Origin of the sequence: Halosaccharopolyspora lacisalsi, assembly GCF_014137975.1 — a bacterium.
In the GTDB taxonomy this organism is placed as follows: Bacteria; Actinomycetota; Actinomycetes; order Mycobacteriales; family Pseudonocardiaceae; genus Halosaccharopolyspora; species Halosaccharopolyspora lacisalsi.
The window spans coordinates 86,747-106,349 of sequence record NZ_JACGWZ010000006.1 but is presented as its reverse complement, the minus strand read 5'-3'; the positions used below and the strand labels follow the sequence as shown (position 1 = coordinate 106,349).

Here is a 19,603-nt window from a genome sequence, read left to right as displayed (position 1 = left end):
CCCCCACCCACCGTGGAGCAGGCCGTGATGGACGACACCGAGCATCGGTGCAACGGTCATCACGCGAATACCGATGCCAGAGGGGAAGATCAGGTGACGGACACCGCCGAGAAGTCCTCTCGGCGAGGAAGTGGGACAGCAGTGGGAATCACGCAGCGCGCCCGTGGTGTGCTGCGGCGGCGCGAGACTCCCGAGACGCCGGGAACTCGCAACGTCGTCTACGGGCCCGCACTACCCGACGAGTCCACGGTCCATCTGGTGATGGACCTGGGGCTGCGCATCGGTGAGGTCCAGATGTCCAGCGGCGCGGGCGCCTCCGACGTGAGCGCGACGATCACGGGCGTCACCGGCGCGTACGGGCTCCCCCACTGCGAGGTGGACGTGATCTACACGTCCATCACCGTCTCCTGCTACCGCGGCACCGAGGCGGCGCCGATCACCTCCCTGCGGGTGGTCCGCACCCGCTCCCTGGACTACACCCGGCTGGCCGAGGTCGAGGACCTGGTCCGCCGGATCACCGCGGGCGAGATCGTCGCCTCGGAAGCCTACGCCGAGCTCGACCGGATCACCAACGCGCCGCACCCCTTCCCGCGCTGGGTGGCCACGTTGGCCTGGGCCGGCATGGCGGCGTCCCTGTCGGTGTTGCTCGGCGGTGGTGGCACTCCGATGTTGCCGCTGGTCGCCGCCGGGGTCACCGCCCTGGTCGACCGGGTGGGGCGGATCCTGAACCAGCGTTCGCTGCCCGCCTTCTTCCAGCAGACGGTCGGCGGTGCGATCGCCACCAGCGTCGCCCTGGTCTGCTACGTCACCGATCTGCTGCCCAGCGCCGCCCTCGCGGTGGCGGCCAGCATCATCGTGCTGCTGTCGGGAATGACGGTGGTCGGCTCGATGCAGGACGCCATCACCGGCTACAACGTCACGGCAGCCGGACGCATAGCCGAGCTCGCCCTGACCTCCGCCGGACTCATCGCGGGCGTCGTGCTCGCCCTGTACTCGGCGCTGCGCCTGCTCGGCACGGACGCCATCGGGGGCGGACTCGACGCCGTCCAGGCCATGGGCGGCGCGCAGATAGGCCCGCCCGTGCTGCAACTACCCGTCCAGATGGCCGCGGGTGCCTCCACCTCCGTGTGCTTCGCGCTGGCCAGCTACTCCCCGCCGAAGCCGTGGCTCGTGGCCGGCGGCGGCGGAGCCGTCGCGGCCACTGTGCACGCCGTGATGACGTTGGCCCAGGTCAACACCATCCTGGCCTCGGCGGTGGCCACCACGGTCGTCGGCTTCCTCGGTGGCATCATCGCGCGTCGGCTGCGGATTCCCACCCTGGTCGTCGCGGTCTCCGGTGTCGCGCCGCTGCTCCCCGGCCTGGCCACCTACCGGGGGTTGTACCAGCTTTCGGTGCAGAACGACCCGGCCGGAATTCCCACCCTCATGCTGGCGGCGGCGACGGGACTGGCGCTGGGTGCGGGCGTGGTGCTCGGCGAGTACCTGACCCACCCGTTGCGCGAGCGACTCGGCCGGCTGGGACGCCGCATGTCCGGACCACGCATGTCCGGACCACTGCGCCCCACCCGCCGCCGGCTCGACTGACTCCGAGAGCCCCGCGGGGTCTACCGGGTCCGACCACGCACGTGCGGTGGGCGGCTTCGCCGCTCGCCGGGCGACCGGTGCGGACGAACAGCTCGTCCCCCCGCTTCCTCACCTCCAGAAGATCCACGACCTGCGTCCCGGATCACGTGCTGTGTTGCACCACACGAACCACGCGCCGAATTGCACGATTGGCTAGTCTCGCCAGCGGGTAAGCAGATGGGCAAGGTCAACTTGAGGAGGCATGCACCGGTGAGTACAGGTGCGGACTTCGTCGTCGTCGCCAACCGGCTGCCGGTGGACCTGGAGCGCCTCGACGACGGAACCGAACGTTGGAAGCACAGCCCCGGCGGGCTGGTCACCGCACTCGAACCGTTCCTGCGTGCCCGGCGGGGAGCTTGGGTCGGCTGGCCCGGCGTCGCCGACATCGACGTGGACCCCTTCGACGACGGTGACCTGCACCTGCACCCGGTCCCGATGTCGGGCTCGGAGCTGCGCCAGTACTACGAGGGGTTCTCGAACGCGACCCTGTGGCCGCTGTACCACGACGTGGTCGCACCGCCGGTGTTCGACCGCTCCTGGTGGGACGCCTACCAGCGGGTGAACCAGCGTTTCGCCGAGGCCGCCGCCGAGGTCAGCGCCGAGGGCGCGACCGTGTGGATCCAGGACTACCAGCTCCAGCTCGTCCCCGCGATGCTGCGGGAACTGCGCCCGGACCTGCGCATCGGGTTCTTCCTGCACATCCCCTTCCCGCCGGTCGAGCTGTTCATGCAGCTGCCGTGGCGCACCGAGATCGTGCGCGGGCTGCTCGGGGCCGACCTGGTCGGCTTCCACCGGCCCGGGGGTGCGCAGAACTTCCTGTGGCTGGCTCGCAGGTTGGGCGGGTTCGAACCGAGTCGCGGTCAGGTCGGTGTGCGCTCGCGTCCCGGCGTGGTGCAGGTCGGTGACCGCACGGTGCGCGTGGGCGCGTTCCCGATCTCGATCGCCTCGTCCGAACTCGACCAGCTCGCTCGCACCAAGGAGGTCCAGCAGCGGGCCAAGGAGATCCGCGTCGAGCTCGGCAACCCGCGGCGGATCGTGCTCGGTGTCGACCGGTTGGACTACACCAAGGGCATCGACGTCCGGATCAACGCCCTGCACGAACTGCTCGCCGAGGAACGCATCTCGGTCGAGGAGGTCGCCATGATCCAGGTCGCCACGCCCAGCCGGGAGCGCGTGGAGCACTACAAGCAGATGCGCGAGCACATCGAGCGCGAGGTCGGCCGGATCAACGGCGAGTTCGGCCGGGTCGGTCATCCCGCCGTGCACTACCTGCACACCTCGGTGGACAAGAAGGAGCTGGCCGCCTTCTACTGCGCGGCCGACGTCATGGTGGTCACGCCGGTGCGCGACGGGATGAACCTGGTGTGCAAGGAGTACGTGGCCTGCCGAAACGACCTGGGCGGCGCCCTGGTGCTCAGCGAGTTCGCCGGGTCCGCCGCCGAGCTCACGAGCGCGTTCCTGGTGAACCCGCACAACCTGGACGGGGTCAAGGACTCCCTGCTCGCGGCCCTCGACGTGGAGGAGGCCGAAGGCCGCCGTAGGATGCGTGCATTGCGTAGGCAAGTGCTCACTCACGATGTGGACCGATGGGCGCGATCGTTCCTCGAAGCGCTGGGTGCTCCCTTCGCGGACTAGTGTGGAAGGCGGACCTGTCCCCGTACCGACATACTGTCCACCAGCGGTCAGTGTCCGCGGCCACCGCCGGAAGGCGGGTCCGACTCGACACGACCGGTCGATAGCCGATATCACCCCGACGATCTCCACAGGAGTATGGCGTTGACCGCCGAAGCCCTCCCCGCCGAGCTTCGACGCATGCTCGTGCAGCTCGCGCGCGTGCCTCGTCTGCTGGTCGCCAGCGACTACGATGGAACGCTCTCGCCCATCGTGGCCGACCCGAGTCAGGCCAAACCGCTGCCAGAATCGGTACACGCACTGCGTTCGCTGGCGTCCCTGCCCACCACGACCACCGCCGTGATCTCCGGTAGGGCGCTGCGCGACCTGGCGACCCTGTCCCGGTTACCCGCCGAGGTCCACCTCGTCGGCAGTCACGGTTCGGAGTTCGACGTCGGCTTCGTCCACGAACTCGACCCGGAGGCCACCCAGCTGCGGACCAGCCTGCAGCGCACGTTGCAGGACCTCACCCGCGGCAAGCGCGGCGTGAAGCTGGAGGCCAAACCGGCCAGCGTGGCCGTGCACGTCCGGGGGGCCGACCCCGAGGTCGGCGAGCAGGTGCTCGACTCGGTCCGCTCCGGACCGGCGACCTGGGAAGGCGTGCACGTCACCGACGGCAAGGCCGTCGTGGAGCTGGCCGTGGTGGCCACCGACAAGGGCAACGCGCTGGAGGCGCTGCGCCACCAGGTCGGCGCGACCGCCACGCTGTTCCTCGGCGACGACGTCACCGACGAGAAGGCCTTCGCCCGGCTGCACGGTCCCGACATCGGCATCAAGATCGGCGAGGGCGAGAGCCTGGCCACGCACCGGGTCACCGACACCACCGACGTGGCCACCGCGCTGGCGGTGCTCATGGAGGAGCGCCGCACCTGGCTCTACGGGGAGCAGGCTCCGGCGATCGAGCGGATCTCCATGCTCGCCAACGAGCGCACGGTCGGGATGCTCACCCCGGACGCACGGGTGACCTGGATGTGTCACCCGGGGCCGGACTCCTCGGCGGTGTTCGCCGACCTGCTCGGAGGCCCCAGCGCCGGGCACTTCTCCGTCGGGCCGGACATTCAGCCCGAGGCGGGCAACGGCAGTCCCCGCAGCACGCTGCCGCTGGGCCAGCGCTACGTCCCCGGCACCATGACCGTGGAGACCCGGTGGTCGCGGCTGCTGGTCACCGACTACCTGGAGCACGACACCGAGAGTCACAACACCAACCTGATCCGCACGATCAGCGGCAACACCCGGGCGTTCGTCGAGTTCGTGCCGCGCCCGGAGTTCGGGCAGGTCCCCGTGCGGCTGGCACCCGAAGCGGGAGGGCTGCGCGTGCTGGGCACCTCGGAACCGATGGTGCTGTACTCGCCGGGCGTGCAGTGGGAGATCACCTCCGACGGGATGCACGAGTCCGCCCGCACCACGCTCGACATGAGCGAGACCGGCCCGGTCGTGCTGGAGATGCGGTGCGGCAGCGAGGACCTCGCCGATTCCGAGCGCACCGAGTCTCAGCGGCGCGCGGTCGCCGACTCCTACTGGTCGGACTGGCTGAACTCGCTCACGCTCCCGCCCCGCGAATCCGACCTGGTCGCGCGGTCGGCGCTGACGCTGCGCGGGCTGTGGAACTCCGACACCGGCGGCATCATGGCCGCGGGGACGACGTCGCTGCCGGAGGAGATCGGTGGCGTGCGCAACTGGGACTACCGCTACTGCTGGCTGCGCGACGGAGCCATGAGCATGCAGGCGCTGGTGTCACTGGGCTCCACCGTCGAGGCGGAGGGCTTCCTCGACTGGCTGCACGGGGTGATGGAGTCCCTTCCGGGGCCGGAGCGGCTGCACCCGCTGTACTCGCTGGGTGGCACGAGCCTGGGACCGGAGGCCGTGCTCGACAGTCTTCCCGGTTACGCCGGGTCGCGACCGGTCCGTGTCGGCAACCTCGCCGACCAGCAGGTGCAGCTCGACGTGTTCGGCCCCGTGGTGGAGCTGGCGGCCCACCTGGCCGCGGCCACCGGCACGGTCCGCGACGCGGACTGGGAACTGGTCAGGGGCATGGCCGAAGCCGTCTCGCGGCGCTGGTTCGAGCCCGACCACGGCATCTGGGAAGAGCGTGACGTGCCGCGGCACCACGTGTACTCCAAGGTGATGTGCTGGGTGACGCTGGACCGCGCGCTGAAGATGGCCGACACCTACGGCCTGCCCGCCGAACCCGGCTGGACGCAGCTGCGGGACCAGATCGCCCACGACGTGCTCAAGAACGGCTGGCACCCCGACGTCCAGGCGTTCACCACCGCCTACGAGGGGTCCGATCTGGACGCGGCCTCGCTGTACGTGGGGCTGTCCGGGCTGATCGACCCGAGCGACGAGCGCTTCCACGCCACCGTGACGGCGATCGAGTCCGAGCTGCGCAGCGGTTCGACGGTGTACCGCTACCGCAGGGAGGACGGGCTGCCCGGCAACGAGGGCGGCTTTCACCTGTGCGCCACCTGGCTGATCGAGGCCTACCTGCTGACGGGGCGGCGCACCGAGGCCGAGGAGCTGTTCCAGCAGATCGTGGACAACGCCGGGCCGACGGGCCTGCTCCCCGAGGAGTACGACCCGATCGCGGAACGTTCCCTGGGCAACCACCCGCAGGCGTACTCCCACCTCGGGCTCATCCGCTGCGCGCAGTTGCTGTCTCTCTGACCTCGTCACGGGGCGGATGGTTCCGGCGAAATCACCCGCCCCGTGACACGGTTCGGTAAACCTCCCCCGAATTGACCCGTTCCCCGTACGACGCCCGACCGCGCCTACTACCCTTCGTCGGAGTTCGTCGAATCATGTGAAAGGTGGGGGCGTGTACACGTGGCTAGCCATCCTTGTCGTCGTCCTGGTCATCCTCGTGGTGATCGGGTACGTGTTGTGGAGCCGGTCGACCCGGAGCACCACCACTGAGCGCAGCGGACCGACCGACCCGTTCCACACCGGCGACCAGGACTCGCTCCGCGGCGACCCGCGCGAGCTCAAGGCCGGGGACATCGTCGAGATACGCGGTGACGCCTACACCGTGCGCGGCAGCCTGCGGCTGTCCGAGGGCGGCTGGACCTGGTCCGAACACCTGCTCGACGATTCCAAGGGAACGCAGGTCTGGCTCGGGGTCGAGGAGGACCCGGACCTGTCGCTGTCCCTGTGGAAACCGCTGGACGATGCCGACGAGCTGCGTCCCGGAGCGTCGAAGATCGAGGTGGAGCACCGGACCTACCGCTCGGAGGAGTCCGGAACGGCGTCGTTCCGCAGCGAGGCCACCACCGGTCTCGACGAGCACGGCACGATGCAGTACCACGACTACGAGGGCCCGGGCGGATCGCTGTTGAGCTTCGAGGCTTACGGCGAAGCCGGCTGGGAGGCCAGTCGGGGCGAGGAGCTCACCCGTTACGACGTGCGCATCTACCCGACAGCGGACTGACGGGGAAGGAACCGAGCTCCTGCCATGAAACCCAAGTTCTGGTTCGTCATCGCGGGCATGACGGCCGTGGTGGCGCTGATCATCGCGCTGGTGACGATCTTCTCCAGCGGCACCGGGGTGCGCGGCTACGTGGCCAACCACTACACCCGGGCCACGCAGCTGGACCACCGCGGCGACGACGACAACAAGGCGTACACCAGCGGCAAGGCCCCCAGTCGGGTGTCCAGGGAGATCACCTCCGCGTGGAAACCGATCTCGCAGAACACCGACGGCGCCGGGATCTACCTGCGCTACGACGAGGACGCCGTGATCGTCCAACCCCGCAAGAGGGGATCGGTGATCCACGTGATGGAGATCGACAAGGCCTATCGGCACTACCACAGCCACGTCGGTGGCTTCTGGGGCTGGGGCAGCCCCTACGGCCAGAGTTTCCGAGGTCGAGGCCCGGGATCGGGTAAATGAACGGCAGCATCCAACAGCATCCCGAACGACCCGGTTCGACGTCCGGTCAGCACGCGGCCCAGTCGGGCAACAGCGCGGGCATCGGATGCGCCGTGGTGTTCGCCTTCCTCATCGGCACTCCCATCCTGCTCAACGCGCTGTTCGGCAGTGACTCCGACGAGACGGCCAGCTTCCAGGGCGACGAGAGCGACACGTACACCAAGTCCGAGTACTACTCCGGACAGCCGATCCCGCGCTTCAGCCCGGAGGACTCGCGGAAGTTGTCCCAGGAGCTGTCGAGCGCGGAACAGCGCTACGGGATCTGCTTCGGCTGGAAGCTCATCGACGGCAGCGAGGACTCACGGAGCTCGTACGAGCCCGACCCGCCCTCCAGCTTCGACCGGGGATCCAGCCGCGGTCCGAACACCCCCGCCAACACCTGCCGGCGGTGGGTCGAGGTCCGGGCCACCGTCGCCTACACCTCTGCGTCGGCCTCGGAGTGGAGCGGCGTCGACCTCGAAGTGGTGGGCTCGAACGACTTCACGGAGTCCCGGCTTCCGGAGAGCTACGACTTCGCCGATCTCGGCATCGACGCCGAGACGTTCATCGGGGCGCCGGTGGCCACGACGGGCCACGCCGCGAAGGCGCTGCCGCTGCTGATGACCGAATCCGGCGTGCTGAAGGACAGGCCGCCGGAATCCGACACGCCGAGCACCGGCCCGGACCAGCCGCTGCCACCGGCCGAGGGCAGCTCGGGAGCCGTCTGGATCTGGGTATCGCTCGGGTTCCTGGGAACGGCCACCGCGGCCGCCCTGGTGTTCGGGTTCGTCGGGATGTCGCGGCAGAAGCAGCGGGCCGAGCAGGAACCGGACCCACCGCCTCCGGGCGGGCCTCCACCGCCCCATCAAGGAGCGCCACCGCAAGGCGGGCCACCGCCACGTCACCAAGGGCCACCACCCGGACCTCCCCCACCGGGCGGGTATCCCCAGGGCGGACCACCACCGGGGCCGCCGCCACCACAGTGGCCACCCCAGGGCCCACCACCCGGGCCACCTCCGGGCCCGCCACCGAACCGACCCCCACACTGACCAGTCAGGAAAGGCATCACCTTGCTCCAGCAAATTCTCCCCGGCCTGGCGGCTGCGGTCGCCTACGGCGTGCTCGGTGTAGCGATGATGGCTCTGGGCTACGTCCTCGTGGACCTGGCCACTCCGGGTAAGCTCAGTGACCTGATCTGGGTGCACCGCAATCCGAACGCCGCCCTCCTGCTGGTCTCGGGACTGATCGGCGTGGGCGTCGTGCTGACCACGGCGATCGCGGCCAGCCCCAACGACCTCGTCGCCGGGCTGCTGGCATCGCTGGCCTACGGTCTGCTCGGGCTGATCCTGATGAGCCTGGCCTTCCTGATCATCGACGCGCTGACCCCCGGAAAGCTCGGTGACGAGCTCGCCACCGAGCGCCTGCACCCCGGTACCTGGGTCTCGGCGGGCGCCCACGTGGTGATCGCCGTGATCATCGCCGCCGCCATCTGGTGACCAGCCCCCGTTCCCGGACCCTCGACCCGGCCATGAAAACTCGAGACCATGTCCACCGGCACTGAAGCCAGCACCGACCACGACACCGACCACGATGACGACACCGGAACCGAGGACGGAACCGCTCACGCGGGGCCGCGCGGGCGCGTGTCGCGGACAGCGGTGTTGGTCGCGGTGTTCATCTGCGCCGCGTGCGGCCTGGTCTACGAGTTGGCGCTGGTCGCGCTCGGCAGTTACCTGATCGGGGACACCGTCGGCCAGGCCTCGATCGTGCTGTCGCTGATGGTCTTCGCGATGGGCGTCGGGGCGCTGGTGGCCAAGCCCCTGCAACGGTGGGCCGCCGCCGCGTTCGCCGCCGTGGAGATCCTGCTGGCGCTGATCGGCGGTCTCAGCGTGCTGGGACTCTACGCCGCGTTCGCCTGGCTGAGTCTGTACATGCCGGCGCTGATCGCCACGGCACTGGTGCTGGGCGTGCTCATCGGCGCCGAGATTCCGCTGCTCATGGTGCTGTTGCAGCGGATCAGGCAGCAGGCCGCCGGTTCGGCGGTGGCCGACCTGTTCGCCGCCGACTACGTCGGTGGGCTCGTCGGCGGCCTGGCGTTCCCCTTCCTGCTGCTCCCGCTGTTCGGACAGATCCAGGGCGCGTTGCTGGTCGGCATGATCAATGCCGCGGCCGGGCTCGGCCTGGTGCTGACGGTCTACCGCAGGGCACTGTCCCGGAAGGTCCTCGCGCTGCTGGTGGTGGCCGCGCTGATGGTCGGGGGTGTGCTGGGCAGCGCCTACGCGCTCGCCGACGAGTTCGAGACGACCGCGCGGCAGGCCCTCTACGCGGATCCCATCGTCTACGCGCAGCGCACCCAGTACCAGGAAATCGTGATGACGCACTCGCGGTCACTGCTGAGCGGTACCGAGGACACGCGGCTGTTCCTCAACGGGGATCTGCAGTTCAGTTCCGTGGACGAGTACCGCTACCACGAGTCGCTGGTGCACCCGGCGATGGTCGGCGACCACTCCCGCGTGCTGATCCTCGGCGGCGGCGACGGCCTCGCCCTGCGGGAGGTACTGCGCTATCCGGACGTCGAGCAGGCCACGCTCGTCGAGATGGACCCGGCGATGCTCGAACTGGCCCGCACCAACCCACGGCTGACCTCGTTGAACGACCACGCCTTCGAGGATCCGCGCGTCGACGCGATCGCCGGGGACGCCTTCACCTGGCTGCGGCAGAACAAACAGCGCTACGACGTCGTGCTCGTCGACATGCCCGATCCGGACTCGACGGCGACGTCGAAGCTGTACTCGGCGGAGTTCTACGCGCTGGCGCGGCACGCACTGGCTCCGGGCGGACGCATCAACGTGCAGTCGGGCTCCCCGTACTTCGCCCCCGAGGCGTTCTGGTGCATCGAGAAGACCATGCGCAAGGCCGGACTGTCCACGGTGCCCTACGCGGTGTCGGTGCCGACCTTCGGCAAGTGGGGATTCCAGCTCGCCCACGCAGACGGCACACCGCCGAAGTTGCGGCTGCCCGCGGACGCCCCACCACTGCAGTCGTTGAATCGGGCCACGCTGCGCGCGGCGACCAACTTCCCCCCGGACCGCGACCGCATGCGCGGCATCGAGGCCTCGACCCTGATGCACCCCACGATCCTGGACTACTCACGCAGCCAGTGGCAGAACTACTGAAGCAGCGGGGTGACCGCGACCGGGAACCACCGGAATCGCGGTCTCCGGCCCCACGGGCCGACCCGAGCCGACAACCACCTCGTCCCGCTGGGTGCCTACCCGGTTTCGCGCGAAACCGCCGAACCCGCCCACGTGCGGGGGACGCGTCCGAGCGCCGTCGTCAGAAGCCGAACCAGCGTTCCTCGACGGATCGGGGTGACGCCGCCGTGGTACCGGTGACCAGCTGCGTCTCCAGCCGCACCTCGCGGGGACGCCCCGGCTCGCTGGTGTCCAGCAGCAGGCGTCCCGCGGCCCGCCCCTTCTCCAGGATGGGCTGACGAACCGTGGTCAGTCCGGCCCGCTCGGCCTCGACTATCCCGTCGAAACCGGTGATGGTCAGATCCTCCGGCACTCGCCGACCGCGTTCGCGGACCTCGTCGAGGGCACCGAGCGCGAGGATGTCCGAGGTGCACACGACGGCCGTGATCTCGGGGTCCATCTCCAGCAGCTGGTTGACCGCCGAGGCCCCCGACGCGGTGGTGTGGTCGAAGCGCTCGACCACCGGTACCTGCTCCCAGTCGACCCCGACCTCGCTGAACGCCTCCGCCAACGCGGTCAGCCGGGCCTTCTGCACGTGGAAGCTCGCGTTGGCCTGCCGCTGCACAGAGGCGATCCCGTCGTTGCGCCCCCGCGCCAGCCGCATGCACGACACGCCGATCCTGCGGTGCCCGAGGTTGATCAGGTGCTCGGCCATCGTCTTGATCGCGTGGGAGTCGTCGATGCCGACGCGGTCGATGGATTCCAGGTTGGGCTGATCACAGATCACCACCGGAACCGGACGTTCCATCACCGCCGCCAGGTGCGGATCGTCGTCGGGCACGGAGTAGACGACGAAACCGTCCACGCCGGCGCGGTGCACGGCCGCCACGTCCTCCCGCTCGGGACTGGCCGGCACGAGCAGCAGCCCGTGTCCGGCGTCCTCGCAGGCCAACGCCAGCCCTTCCAGAAAGACCACCGCACCGGGGTCGCGGAAGGCGTAAGAGAGGTTCTCGGTCAGCAGCAGCCCCACGGCACCGGCCTTACGCGTTCGCAGCGACCGCGCCACCGGGTCCGGCCCCGGATAACCGAGTCTGCGCGCGGTGTCCAGGACACGCTTGCGCAACTCCGGCGAGAGCTGATCGGGCCGGTTGTAGGCGTTGGAGACCGTGGTTCGGGAGACCCCCAACTCCGCCGCCAGGGAGGCGAGCGTTGCCGGTCGCCGGGCATTCATGGACCGCACCATGCAGGAACCGTAACGGTTCAGTACGCCCAGGTGAAGGATGGATGACTCGGTTATCAGGTACGTTACCGCATCCACCTGGCTCCGAATGCCCCGGCAACACGCTCAGTAGTACCTCCACGGGTGAACTTATCACTCTTCAGAGCGTGACTTAACTCATCTTTCTCGCTAGCTTGGCCACTACCGGTACCCGATGAAAGGTGCGTCACACATGGCCGAGGTCGCCTACGCCAACGCTTCCCGGGTATTCCCCGGCAGCCCACCCGTGCGGGCCGTCAACGGACTCGGCCTCGACATCGCCGACGGCGAGTTCCTCGTTCTGGTGGGCCCGTCCGGCTCGGGCAAGTCGACGGCGCTGCGGATGTTGGCGGGCCTGGAGGACATCGACGAGGGAGGCGTGAGCATCGGCGGTACCGATGTGACCAACACACCGCCGAAGTCCCGCGACATCGCGATGGTGTTCCAGTCCTACGCGCTCTACCCGCACATGACGGTCGCGGAGAACATGGGGTTCGCGCTAAAGCTGCGCAAGACCCCGAAGACCGTGATCAAGGAGAAGGTCACCGACGCGGCACGAATGCTCGACCTGGAGGGCCACCTCGACCGCAAGCCCAAGGCCCTGTCCGGCGGACAGCGGCAGCGGGTGGCGATGGGGCGGGCCATCGTGCGCGAGCCGAGCGTGTTCCTCATGGACGAACCGCTGTCCAACCTGGACGCGAAGTTGCGGGTGGAGACCCGCGCCAACATCGCCGCACTCCAGCAGCGGCTGGGTACGACCACGGTGTACGTGACCCACGATCAGGTGGAGGCCATGACGATGGGTCACCGGGTCGCCGTGCTCGCCGATGGCCTCCTACAGCAGGTCGACACCCCTCGCGAACTTTACGAAAGGCCCGCGAACGCCTTCGTGGCCGGATTCATCGGATCGCCGGCGATGAACCTGCGGACCGTGCCGCTGGGCAGTGACGGAGCGGTGCTCGACGGCCACACCCTGGCCCTGCCGCGCACCGCGCTGTCGGCGGCGGCCGCCGAGGGCATCAGCGAGGTCACCCTGGGAATCCGCCCGGAGTCGCTGCGCCTGACCTCGACGGAGGAGGCCGCCGACGCCACCTTGTCCATGACCGTCGAACTCGTCGAGGAGCTCGGCGCCGACGCCCTCGTCCACGGCTCCACGGACAGTTCCCCGGAGCGGTTCGTCGTCCGCGTGGACGGACGCACCCCGCCAAGACTGGGAGACGAGATCGCCGTCACGTTGCGCAGCACCGAGGAGGTCCACCTCTTCCACCCCGAGACCGGGTACCGCCTCGTGCACTGAACACCCACCGCTCCTCCCTGCGCCCCCGTTTCCGCGGGGGCGTAGTCATGCTCACATCCGAGTTCCCTCCTTCGGGTGGATTCCCGCTCGGTGTAAGCGTAGAGTGCAGATGACAACGATTTCCATTTCCTGCGTTAGTACTCTCGCGTGACACACCGTCCGCGGACGAGGAGGGGCCGTGAGGACCGCCAGCTACAGACGTCGTCGCCGCACTCGAACCGCCACCGTGGTGGCGACACTGATCACGACCGCACTGGCGGTGACCTCCTGCGCTTCGGGAGGTTCGTCGGACAGCTCCGGGAGCGACAAGCTCAAGATCGTGACCTCGACCAGCATGTGGGGCAGCGTCGCCAAGGCCGTGGGCGGTGACGCCGTCGAGGTCGAACCCGTCATCAGCAACGACGAGGCCGACCCGCACTCCTACAAGAGCACCCCGCGCGACGCCGCGAAGATCCTCGACGCCGACCTCGTGATCTACAACGGCGGTGGTTACGACAGCTTCATCCCCCAGACCCTGTCCGGCAACGGCCGGAGCGTCCCGACCGTGCGCGCGGTCGAGTCACCGCACGGATCCTCCGGCCACGAGCACGGCCACGAGCACTCCGGCAACGAGCACGTCTGGTACGACCTGTCCGCGGTCCAGGAGATGACCGGAAAGATCACCGGCAAACTCGGCGAACTGCGCCCCGCCGAGACCGCGACGTTCCAGCGGTCCGCGGAGACCTTCCACAGCCGCCTGGGGGAACTGCAGGGACGGGTCGACCGGATCAAGTCCGCGCACGGCGGCGCTCAGGTGCTGGCCACCGCACCGGTGGCCGACCTGCTGCTCGAGCAGGCCGGACTGAACGACATCACTCCCCCGTCCTTCGTGCACTCCGTGGAGTCGGGCAACGATCCCTCGGCGGCGGCGACCGCCCGAGTCCGGGACCTGGTGAAGTCCGGCCGGGCCGCGGTCCTGGTCCACAACCCGCAGACCTCCTCCCCGCTGACCAAGCGGATCGAGTCGCAGGCCGAGCACGCCGGGATCCCCGTCGTCGAGATGGGCGAGAGCCTGCCGGAGGGACGGACCTACCTGGAATGGATGGGAGCGCGGATCTCGAAGCTGCGAACCGCCCTGGACAACCCCGCCTGACGAACAGGACCCGTAGATGACCGCCCACCCCGAACCACTCACGCACCAGCAGGCTCCACCGCTCCACGACTCGGCAGTGCGGTTGCGCGAGGCCGGATTGGCCTACGACTCCCGAACCCTGTGGAACGGCCTGGACCTCGACGTCGAACCGGGCGAGTTCCTGGCGATCCTCGGGCCGAACGGATCCGGCAAGACGAGCCTGCTGCGGGTGCTGCTGGGCCTGCAGCAGCTCTCCTCCGGAACGGTCGAGATCGCAGGCACGGCCGCGCACCGGGGCAACAGCAGGATCGGCTACATCCCGCAACAGCGGGCGCTCGAAGACTCCCTGGCCCTGCGTGGCAGCGACCTCGTCGGGCTCGGACTGGACGGCCACCACTGGGGGATGGGGCTGCGCGGACGCGCCAGGCGCAAGCGACGGGTCGCCGAGACCCTGCACGCCGTCGAGGCGAGCGCGTACGCGAAAACCCCGCTGGGCCTGCTGTCGGGGGGTGAGCAACAGCGGTTGCGTGTCGCACAGGCCCTGGTCGGCGAACCGGACGTGCTGCTCTGCGACGAGCCGCTGCTGTCGCTGGACCTGTCGCACCAGCGCAGGGTCAGCGACCTGATCGCCCGGCAGGCCCGCGAGTCGCGGGCGGCGGTCCTGTTCGTCACCCACGAGATCAACCCGGTGCTGCCGCTGGTGGACCGGGTGCTCTACCTCGTCGACGGCAGGTTCCGGATCGGCACGCCCGACGAGGTGATGAACTCCGAGACCCTGTCCGAGCTCTACGGCACCGACGTCGAGGTCGCCCGCGTCGGCGGGCGACTCGTGGTCGCCGGCACCGACAACGAGCAGGACCACCACGTGCACGAAACGGAACAGAAGTGAACAAGCTGATCGACGCGCTGGGCAGGATGTTCGATGTCGAGGCCACGGCCGACCTGCTCGGTTACCCCTTCGTTCAGCAGGCCCTGCTGGCGGCGGCGGCACTGGGGCTGGTCTCCGGCGTGCTCGCGCCGCTGGTGGTCACCCGTCGGATGTCCTTCGCGGTGCACGGGACCGCCGAACTCGCGTTCACCGGCGCCGCCGCCGCGCTGCTGATCGGCGCGAGCGTCGGGGTGGGAGCGCTGGCGGGTGCCGTGGTGGCCGCACTGCTGCTGGGACTGCTCGGTCAGCGCGACAACGAACGCGACTCCGTCATCGGCGCGATCCTGTCGTTCGGGCTCGGCGTGGGCGTACTGCTGCTGTGGATGAACCCGGAGCGCACGGCCAACAAGTTCAGCCTGCTGGTGGGCCAGATCGTCGGAGTCGACTCGGCCGACGTGACGCTGTTGACCAGCTGCGCGGCCGTGGTGCTGGTGGCCATGGCCTTCCTGTACCGGCCACTGCTGTTCGCCAGCGTCGATCCGGACGTCGCCGCCGCGCGCGGCGTGCCCGCGCGGGTGCTGGCCCCGGTGTTCTCGCTGCTGGTCGGCGTGGCGACCGCACTGGGGGTCCACGTCGTCGGGGCGCTGCTGGTGATGGCGCTGATGGTGACCCCGGGTGCGGCGGCGATGCGGGTCACGGCCAGCCCGGTCACGGCCACGATCCTGTCCGTGGTCTTCGCCGAGGTCGCGGCGCTGGGCGGCATCGTGCTCTCGCTGGCTCCCGGAGTGCCCGTGAGCGCGTTCGTCACGGTCATCTCGTTCGTGATCTACCTGGTGTGCCGCGGCATCGGCTCGGCACGTCCCCGGCGCTCGGTGGCCCCGACCGCTGCGCGAAGCGGCGCGCAGGCGGTCTCGTAAATGTCGGAGGACCCGATCGGTGTTGACCGCCGATCGGGTCCCCGCCCCCTTTTTTCGTCCCCCAGACCTTTCGCCCCAGGGTCCGGATCGGCCGAGGTACCCACCCCGCGAACCGCTGCGCCGTCCGCCATGAACGATCATCACGTTCGGTGGTACACAGCGTGTACAAAAGCGATACAAAATCGCCTGCGAACGGTCCGCGGGACGGGAGACGAGGATGACCGGTGTGCGGTTTCGCGTGCTCGGCGCGCTGCGGGTGCTGAACTCGGCGGAGACTCCGGTCCCCATCGGCGGCGCCAAGCCCCGAATGCTGCTGGCCACCCTGCTGCTCAACGCGAACCGCCCCGTGCCCGTCGACACGCTCGTCGACGTGCTCTGGCCGCACGACCCTCCGCCGTCGGCCGTGGCCAACCTTCGTACCTACGTCAGCGCACTGCGCTCCCGGCTGCACGACGAGCGCGACTCGGCTGAAGCGATCCAGGCACGGCCACCGGGTTACCTCGCCGTGGTGCGGCCGTGGCAACTGGATCTCTTGGGCTTCGACGAACTCCTCGCCCGAGCGCGGTACCTCCGCGAACGGGATCACCCCGAGGAGGCGTTGGAAGCGCTGAACCGGGCGAACGCCCTGTGGCAGGGCGCACCGCTGGAGGACCTCACTCCCAGTCCCCGGTGGGAAGCCGAGCTGAGCAGGTTGAACGAGGCGCGGCTGAGCGCCACCGAGGAGCGGATCGACCTTCGGATCACCACCGGCCGGTACGGCACCGCGATCGCGGAGCTGCGCGGGCTGATCCACGAACAGCCCTTCCGGGAGGGGCTGTGGCAGCAGCTCATGCTCGCGCTGCACGGCAGCGGCCGACGGGCCGAAGCCCTGGACACCTACACCGACCTGCGGCGAAGGCTGGTCGACGAGCTGGGGGTGGAGCCGGGCCCGTCGTTGCGCCGGCTGCACACCGAGATCCTGACCGGTGGCCTGCCCGAGGAGGCCGTCACCGCGGAGAGCGGCCGAACCGCTCACCGGCAGGACGCGTTCCCGATCCACCAGCTCCCGCCGGACGTCTCCGACTTCACAGGGCGCGACAGGTTCGTGCACGAGCTCTCCGAGCTACTGACCCGCTCGGAGGGCTCCGGGCCGGCGATCGCCACCGTCGTCGGTTCTCCGGGAGTCGGCAAGTCGACGTGCGCGGTGCACGTGGCACACGCCGTCCGGGACTCCTTCCCCGACGGTCAGCTGTACCTCGAGCTGGCGGGGACTTCCGAGGAGCCGAACGATCCGGCCGACCTGCTGGCCGAGGCGTTGCGCGCGCTGGGTGCTTCGGACGTTCCGGGGAGCGTCTCCGAACGCGCGAGGTTGTACAGGTCCCTGCTGGCCGATCGGCGCGTTCTCGTCGTGCTCGACGATGCGCTCGGTGCCGGTCAGGTCGGTCCCCTGCTGCCGTCCACCGGAGCGGTGCTGATCACCAGTCGTTGGCAGCTGACCGAACTGGCCGGTGCCCGGCACCGGGAACTGGACGTCCTGGGGTCTCGGGAAGCCCGGTCACTGCTCGCGAACATCGCCGGTGAGCAGCGCGTCACCGCCGAGCCGCAGCACGCCTCGGCGATCCTGCGCTCCTGCGGGTATCTGCCGCTGGCGATCCGGATCGCCGGTGCCAAGCTCGCCGGGCGGCGGGCGTGGTCGCTGCGGGTGCTGTCCGAACGGTTGGAGGACCGTTCGCGCCGGCTGGAGGAGCTGCGACTGCGCGACCTGCACGTGCGGGCGAGCTTCGAGCTCAGCTATCGACAGCTGACCGCCGAGACCGCCAGGGCCTTTCGGTTGCTGGGCCTGCTGTGGTCCCAGCCCGTTCCCGGTTGGGTGTTGGGTGCGCTGCTGGAACGCGGGCACGCCGATGACGTGCTCGACGCCCTGGTGGACGCCAACCTCCTTCGGCTCGTGGGAACCGACTCGATCGCCCAGCCTCGATACCAGCTGCACGGACTGCTGTACTGCTACGCGCGTGAACTGCTCGCCGACGATCCGGAGCGGGAGCGCAGGGCCGCGCTCGCCCGCGTGATGGACGGGTGGTTGACCCTGGCCGACCGAGCGATCGGGGATCTGGAGGCGCGGGCGAGCGGGACGAGCGCCGCGTCCCACCGGCATCCGCCGGAAGACGTGGTCAACGACCTCGTGGCCGATCCGCTGGCCTGGTTCGACGCCGAGCGACAGGCGCTGGCGGCCACGGTCACCATAGCGGCCGAATCCGGACTCGACGAGCTCTCCCGCGGTCTGGACACGGCCCTGTCCACCTACTTCGACCTGCGCGGTCGCCACGAGAGCTGGAACAGCAGGCACCGCGCGGCCTGGCAGTCCGGTCACCACACCCGATACCGGGCTTTCGATCTGCGGGTGGTCCGGTCGGGGCCGAACTGATCACCGGACCGGGTGGGCGGCGAGGTACTCGCCCACCCGGTCGGCCACCTTCGGGTCGAGCATCGGGTAACGCCCTCCGGCCACGAAGCGCTCGGAGAGCTCGAAGATCACCACCTCGCCCTCGGCGAGAGTCCGGGCGACCTTCCGGGGGCGTTCGGCCGCGTTGTCCGGATGGGTGATCGTGAGATCGCTGAAGGCCGCCGCCATGTACGGGCTGGCGAACTGGGCGAACGAGTCGGCGACCATCCGGGTGGGGCGCGTGATCATGCCGGGGCGCTGTTCGGACTCCAGGTGTAGCGGCTGCTGGAAGTCGCTGGGCACGAACCGGGTGTTGTCGGCACCGCCGTCCGGAGCCAACGAGTGCCCCTGCACCGTCCAGGTTTCCTCCCTGCCGAGCAGGTCCGGGATGTCGGCGTTGTGCTGAAAGCGCCTGCTCGGTCGCACCTGCCAGTCCTCGGTGACACCCGAGCGCAGGCTCTCCGCGAGCATGCGGGTCATCGCGACTCCACCCCGGTGTCTCCAGTGGGTGTCGCGCTTGGTGTAGATCGGCTCGCCGTCGCTTTCGGCGATCGTGCGCAGCCGCTCGCGCATGTCGAAAGCTCCGGTCGCGGCGGGCACCCGTCGCCAGAACTCGGCGCGAGCCTCGGTCATGCATCGCTCACCGGCGAACTCATCCGGCATGTGCTCGGGGTACACCGTGGACTTGTCCGGGGGGATGACCAGCCGGAACTCCCGCCCGGAGGCCTCGACGACGTCGCGCCACCGGCGCAGCCCGGCGATCACCCGATCGATCCCGATCTCGGGCACGCACTTGTAGGACGCGTCGTGCCCCAGGTACATCCACCCGTCCTTGCCGTGGATCACGTCGGGGAACATGCTCATGCGGAGGTCACGACGCCGACGATCGCGATCGCTGTCGTCACCGCCGTCGCCGCCGACGGGCGACCCCGAGGTGGACTCCCCCAGCCGGGCGGACTCCCCGAACAGCCCTTGGCTGAGCGCCTCGACCGAGTGCACCGCGCCCTGGCGAAACGAGAGGTGGTCGGTGGCCCAGGCGCTCAGGCCGGTGAAGAATCCCCACCCCCGCGTGATGCTGGGGAACTCGGCCTGCGGCCGGTTCTCCAGCGGCGCAGCACGCGCTCCGAAGGTCCAGGCCAGTACGGGTGCAGCGAAGAACAGCAGCGCACACACCAGTGCCGTGGCCTGGCGCCCGCCGTGTCGGGGGCGGTGCAGCGGATGCTCCCGTGGCAACCACGCCTCGTGGACGGCGGGTAACTCGCCGGGCTCCTGGATCGACACGGTGTTCACGGTATCGCCCGGAGATCACCGCGTGGGCGGAATCGGCGCACTCGTCCC

The 19,603-nt window shown here is 69.5% G+C and carries 15 protein-coding genes; 13 read left to right on the top strand and 2 right to left on the bottom strand.

Annotated features, from left to right (window positions below; translation table 11 throughout):
* Positions 1-141: 141 nt before the first annotated feature.
* The 8 genes from FHX42_RS19360 to FHX42_RS19325 all read left to right on the top strand — a co-directional run bounded on the left by FHX42_RS19360 (position 142) and on the right by FHX42_RS19325 (position 10,374).
* Positions 142-1,584, top strand: coding sequence for a threonine/serine exporter family protein (locus tag FHX42_RS19360; protein WP_182545856.1), 1,443 nt, complete (start codon positions 142-144; stop codon positions 1,582-1,584).
* Between the two features lie 216 nt (positions 1,585-1,800).
* A complete protein-coding gene (locus FHX42_RS19355; protein WP_182545855.1) occupies positions 1,801-3,258 on the top strand; it encodes an alpha,alpha-trehalose-phosphate synthase (UDP-forming) in 1,458 nt (485 codons plus the stop codon).
* 135 nt (positions 3,259-3,393) lie between these two features.
* Positions 3,394-5,958 carry a trehalose-phosphatase gene (gene otsB / locus FHX42_RS19350; RefSeq protein ID WP_220480589.1) on the top strand — a complete coding sequence of 855 codons (2,565 nt, stop codon included), beginning with the start codon at positions 3,394-3,396 and terminating at the stop codon, positions 5,956-5,958.
* 151 nt (positions 5,959-6,109) lie between these two features.
* Positions 6,110-6,718 carry a DUF4178 domain-containing protein gene (locus tag FHX42_RS19345; RefSeq protein WP_182545853.1) on the top strand — a complete coding sequence of 203 codons (609 nt, stop codon included), beginning with the start codon at positions 6,110-6,112 and terminating at the stop codon, positions 6,716-6,718.
* Between the two features lie 24 nt (positions 6,719-6,742).
* Entirely contained in the window at positions 6,743-7,180 is a 438-nt protein-coding gene (locus tag FHX42_RS19340) for a DUF4247 domain-containing protein (RefSeq protein ID WP_182545852.1), read from the top strand.
* Positions 7,177-8,247 carry a hypothetical protein gene (locus tag FHX42_RS19335; RefSeq protein ID WP_182545851.1) on the top strand — a complete coding sequence of 357 codons (1,071 nt, stop codon included), beginning with the start codon at positions 7,177-7,179 and terminating at the stop codon, positions 8,245-8,247. Before FHX42_RS19340 ends, FHX42_RS19335 begins: the two co-directional genes overlap by 4 nt.
* Before the next feature lie 21 nt (positions 8,248-8,268).
* A complete protein-coding gene (locus FHX42_RS19330; protein ID WP_182545850.1) occupies positions 8,269-8,694 on the top strand; it encodes a DUF350 domain-containing protein in 426 nt (141 codons plus the stop codon).
* A gap of 48 nt (positions 8,695-8,742) precedes the next feature.
* A complete protein-coding gene (locus FHX42_RS19325; protein ID WP_182545849.1) occupies positions 8,743-10,374 on the top strand; it encodes a polyamine aminopropyltransferase in 1,632 nt (543 codons plus the stop codon).
* Positions 10,375-10,534: 160 nt separating this feature from the next.
* Here FHX42_RS19325 and FHX42_RS19320 read toward each other — a convergent pair whose 3' ends face one another.
* Positions 10,535-11,635: a LacI family DNA-binding transcriptional regulator gene (locus FHX42_RS19320; RefSeq protein WP_182545848.1), complete on the bottom strand. Its 1,101-nt coding sequence runs from the start codon at positions 11,633-11,635 to the stop codon at positions 10,535-10,537.
* A 208-nt stretch (positions 11,636-11,843) separates the two neighbouring features.
* Here FHX42_RS19320 and FHX42_RS19315 point away from each other — a divergent pair, with 208 nt between their 5' ends.
* The 5 genes from FHX42_RS19315 to FHX42_RS19295 all read left to right on the top strand — a co-directional run bounded on the left by FHX42_RS19315 (position 11,844) and on the right by FHX42_RS19295 (position 18,247).
* Positions 11,844-12,947: an ABC transporter ATP-binding protein gene (locus FHX42_RS19315; protein WP_182545847.1), complete on the top strand. Its 1,104-nt coding sequence runs from the start codon at positions 11,844-11,846 to the stop codon at positions 12,945-12,947.
* Positions 12,948-13,125: 178 nt separating this feature from the next.
* On the top strand, positions 13,126-14,079 hold the full coding sequence (locus FHX42_RS19310) for a metal ABC transporter solute-binding protein, Zn/Mn family (RefSeq protein WP_328796421.1): 954 nt from the start codon (positions 13,126-13,128) through the stop codon (positions 14,077-14,079).
* 16 nt (positions 14,080-14,095) lie between these two features.
* Positions 14,096-14,947, top strand: a complete 852-nt coding sequence (locus tag FHX42_RS19305; RefSeq protein ID WP_182545846.1) for a metal ABC transporter ATP-binding protein — start codon at positions 14,096-14,098, stop codon at positions 14,945-14,947.
* 17 nt (positions 14,948-14,964) lie between these two features.
* Positions 14,965-15,843 carry a metal ABC transporter permease gene (locus tag FHX42_RS19300; protein ID WP_407926283.1) on the top strand — a complete coding sequence of 293 codons (879 nt, stop codon included), beginning with the start codon at positions 14,965-14,967 and terminating at the stop codon, positions 15,841-15,843.
* A gap of 217 nt (positions 15,844-16,060) precedes the next feature.
* Positions 16,061-18,247: an AfsR/SARP family transcriptional regulator gene (locus tag FHX42_RS19295; protein WP_182545844.1), complete on the top strand. Its 2,187-nt coding sequence runs from the start codon at positions 16,061-16,063 to the stop codon at positions 18,245-18,247.
* Here the strand turns inward: FHX42_RS19295 and FHX42_RS19290 are convergent, their stop codons facing one another.
* Complete coding sequence (locus FHX42_RS19290; protein ID WP_328796420.1) at positions 18,248-19,546, bottom strand: alginate O-acetyltransferase AlgX-related protein; 1,299 nt, start codon at positions 19,544-19,546, stop codon at positions 18,248-18,250.
* Between the last annotated feature and the right edge of the window lie 57 nt (positions 19,547-19,603).